Genomic DNA, 3,590 nt, shown 5'->3' with positions numbered 1-3,590 from the left:
CCCCCGACCCGCCGCGCCGCCCCCCGACGCCCCCGTTCCTGACCGGACCGGTGCTCGGCGGTCGAGGGGCTCGCTCCTCGACCACCGTGCCGAGACGCCACCTCAGGCGCGGTGAGCGACGAGCAGCAGGTACTCCCAGCCCATCGTCGCCGGGTCGCCCGTGAGCGCCTCGTCGGCCAGCCCGGCCAGCGCCTCGTCGAGCGCGCGCACCCGGTCGACGTCGTCGCCGAGGCCGCGGTAGGCCGCGACGGTGGGGCCGTACCGCTCGCGGAAGAAGTCACGGAACTCCCCGCCCGTCGCGAACCGGTCGACGGCCAGCTGCTCGGTGGTGGCCTCGACGTGCTCCACCCGGTCGCCCAGCAGAGCGCGCACGTGGGCCTCGTCGCCCCACAACGGGGGCGGTGACGCGCCCGGGGGAGGTGCGGGGACGTACGGACGGAGCGTGGCGAACAGCCGACCGATGAAGCCGGTCGGGGTCCAGGACAGCAGCGCCACCCGGCCGCCGGGGCGGCACACCCGGACCAGCTCGTCGGCGGCCACCTGGTGGTGGGGCGCGAACATCACGCCGACGCAGGAGAGCACCACGTCGAAGGAGGCGTCGGGGTGGGGCAGCGCCTCGGCGTCGGCCTCCTCCCAGGTCAGGTCGAGCCCGGCGGCCGCGGCCGCGCGGCGCCCCGTGGACAGGAGGTCGGGGGTCAGGTCGCCGGCCACCACGGTCGCACCGGTCGCGGCGGCCGGCAGCGAGGCGTTGCCCGAGCCCGCCGCGACGTCGAGGACGCGGTCGTCGGGGCCCACGCCGGCCGCACGGACGAGGCGTGGCCCGAGCGCGGCGATGACCTGGTCGGCCACGGCCGGGTAGTCGCCCAGCGCCCACATCGCCCGGTGCCGCGCCTTGAGCGCGGCGTCGACGGGGTCGGTCGGTCGGGTGTGGTGCGGTGCGGTCGTCTGGCTCATCAGGCCCTCCCCGGGGTCCGTGGCCGCCGGGCGGCGGCACGTCCCCGACGCTAGGGACGCGGCCGGGGCTGCGGTACCGGAGGACTACGGGGTTCGGGGGCCTGCGCCGACCTGGCTGCGGTCGAGAGCGGCGAGGCTGCGCAGGGCGTCGGTGCGCGACCGGCAGCCGAGCGCGCGCACCGCGTGGGCGGCGTGCATCTCGACGGTCCGCACGCTCAGCACCAGGTGGGCGGCCACCTCGCGGTTGCTGAGGCCCTCGGCCACGAGCCGCAGCACCTCCTCCTCGCGGGGCGTCAGGCCCGTGCGCGCCGAGCGTCCGGCCGCAGCGGCCGGCATCTCGCCGAGGCCGGCCAGGTCGCGGTGCAGCCGGTGGAGCAGCAGCCGCGCGCGCAGCCGGCGCGCGACGTCCTCGGCGGCGCGGAGCTGGGCCACCGCCAGGTCGCGGTCCGCCTCACCACCCGGGTCGGCCCCGCCCGCGGCCAGCAGGGCGGCGGTCCGCTGCCGCAGCAGGACCTCCACGACCGGCAGGCCGGGGCTGTCCGGCGCGGTGAGCACCGCGAGCGCGTGGCGCAGGTGGGGGAGCGCGGCCCCAGGACCCTCGGCGAGGAGGGCGGCCTCGCCGAGCGCCGCGGCGTACGCCGCCACCGCCTCGGGCAGCCCGGTCGAGGCGGCCTGGCCCAGCACCACGACCACGTCGGCGACGTCGCCGGGTCGGTCGTGGCGCGCGAAGGCGGACGCCGCGCTCATCAGGACCGGCAGGCAGTAGTGGCGCTCCTGGGTCCGGGCCACGAGGTCCACGACGCCGCGGTAGCCGCGCAGCGCGGCCGCGTCGGCGTCGGCCTCCTCGTCGAGCAGGGCCAGGCCCCAGGCCGTGAGCACGTCGACGGCCACCAGGTCGTGACGCACCGCCACGACCCGGGCGCGGAGCAGCGACTCGCGGGCCGGTCCGGCCTGGCCGCGCAGGGCGAGCGCCAGCCCACCGACACCGGTCGCCACCGCACGGGCGGTCCGCGGGGCGTCCGGGTCGTCGGTGACCTCCCCGCAGAGCGCGAGGGTCCGGTCGAGCAGCCCCCGGGTGAGCATCACCGCCGCGGCGCAGGCCCGGCAGACCTGCCCGGTGTCGTCCTGGTCGTGCCGGTGGCAGTGCTGCAGCGCGCCCTCGTAGGCCCGGCCCGCGGCCCGGTAGTCGCCGGTGTGCTCGAGGGCGTCGGCCAGCCGCTGGTACGCCTCCCCGGCGGCCGACCACAACCCGTCCGACAGGGCCCGGTCGAGCGCGGCCCGGACGCCGGCGACCCCGGCAGCACCCTGACCCGACCGGGCCAACAGGTTGCCGCGCAGGGCGGCGACCCGCACCAGCAGGTCGACGCGCGCCGAGTCCCGCGCTCCGGCCTCGGCGAGGTCGAGGGTGTCCAGCGCCTCGCTGACGGCGCCGCCGGCCCGGAGCTGCACGGCGACGGTGAGCCGCTCCTGCGCCGCGTCGGCCGGCCGCCCGGCCGCGTCGTGCGCCGCGGCGGCCCGTTCCCGGGCGAGCAGCGCCTCGCCGGGACGGGCGAGCAGGTCCTGCTGGACCGCGAGCCGGGAGAGCAGGTCCCCGGCCTCCCCGGGGCGGCCCGCGGCGCCGGCGCGGTCGGCCAGGGCGGCCAGTGCCGCAGCAGCGGCGACGTGGTCGCCCGCGCCCTCCCACCGCAGCGCGTCCCCGTGGTCGGCCCGGCCCGGGTCCCCGTCGTCGAGCGGTTCCACCCGGTGCTCGCCGTGGAGGCGCAGCTCGAGGAGCAGGCCGCGACCACGCAGCCCGGCCCGGGCACGCGACAGCGGGTGGTCGGGCGGGGGGTCGGCCGGGCCGCAGCTGCCCAGGACGGTGACGGCGGCCGCTCCCGAACGATCGGCCAGCTCGACCAGCAGGTCGAAGGTGGGCCTGCTCTGGTGCTGCAGGTCCTCCAGCAGCAGCACCGCCGGTGCCCCGTCCGGCACGGGCCGGTTCGCCGCCGACCTCAGCAGGTCGGCTAGGCGCGCGCCGCCCGCGCCGGCGGGGAGGCGTACCAGGAGCACCGGCGGGGTGTCCGCGGTCCCGCACGCACGCGCGTCCAGCCAGGCCAGGACGTGCGCGATGCCGGGCTCCCGACCAGGGAGCCCCGTCGACCCCGCGGTCGCCTCCGCCACCGTCCGAGCATCCTCGTCCGGGGGCGTGAGGGGAAGGACCTCCCGCACCCCCGATCCGGGCCCGAGCCTCGAGACGTGGTGGGTCTCGAGACGCTCGCTGGCGCTCGCTCCTCGACCAGAGTGGCGGGACGTCACCTCAGGCGCGTCCCCGCTCCCGGCCGTCGTCCACAGGGCTTGGCGCCTCGTTGACACCGCACGCAGGCCCACGGGCCCCGGAGACCTGCGTGCGGTGTCAACGACGCCGCGGTGCCTGTGGACGGCCGCCCCGCCCGCCCGCCAGCGACCCGCTGGCGGCCCGGACCGGGGGGCGGTCCCGGCGCGGACACGGCGCGGCCGGGGGTCGGTCCGCTGCTAGGCTCGGCCCCGCTCGACATCCTTTAACGATCCGTCCTGTGAGGCGGAGAAGGAGGTACGGCGTGCCCCTGCATGCCCCCGTGGCGGACTCCCCGTCCACCCCGCAGACAGACCCGCAGCCC

General features: G+C 78.6%; 2 protein-coding genes. Both read right to left on the bottom strand.

Annotated features, from left to right (window positions below; translation table 11 throughout):
* Positions 1-102: 102 nt before the first annotated feature.
* A complete protein-coding gene (locus GV155_RS20105; protein WP_160012069.1) occupies positions 103-954 on the bottom strand; it encodes a class I SAM-dependent methyltransferase in 852 nt (283 codons plus the stop codon).
* Positions 955-1,038: 84 nt separating this feature from the next.
* A complete protein-coding gene (locus GV155_RS20930) occupies positions 1,039-3,114 on the bottom strand; it encodes a helix-turn-helix domain-containing protein (RefSeq protein ID WP_160012067.1) in 2,076 nt (691 codons plus the stop codon).
* Between the last annotated feature and the right edge of the window lie 476 nt (positions 3,115-3,590).

Origin of the sequence: Nocardioides sp. AX2bis (genome assembly GCF_902506435.1) — a bacterium.
Classification (GTDB): domain Bacteria; phylum Actinomycetota; class Actinomycetes; order Propionibacteriales; family Nocardioidaceae; genus Nocardioides.
Note: the sequence above shows the minus strand (reverse complement) of the source record. Positions and strands in the feature narration are given on the sequence as shown.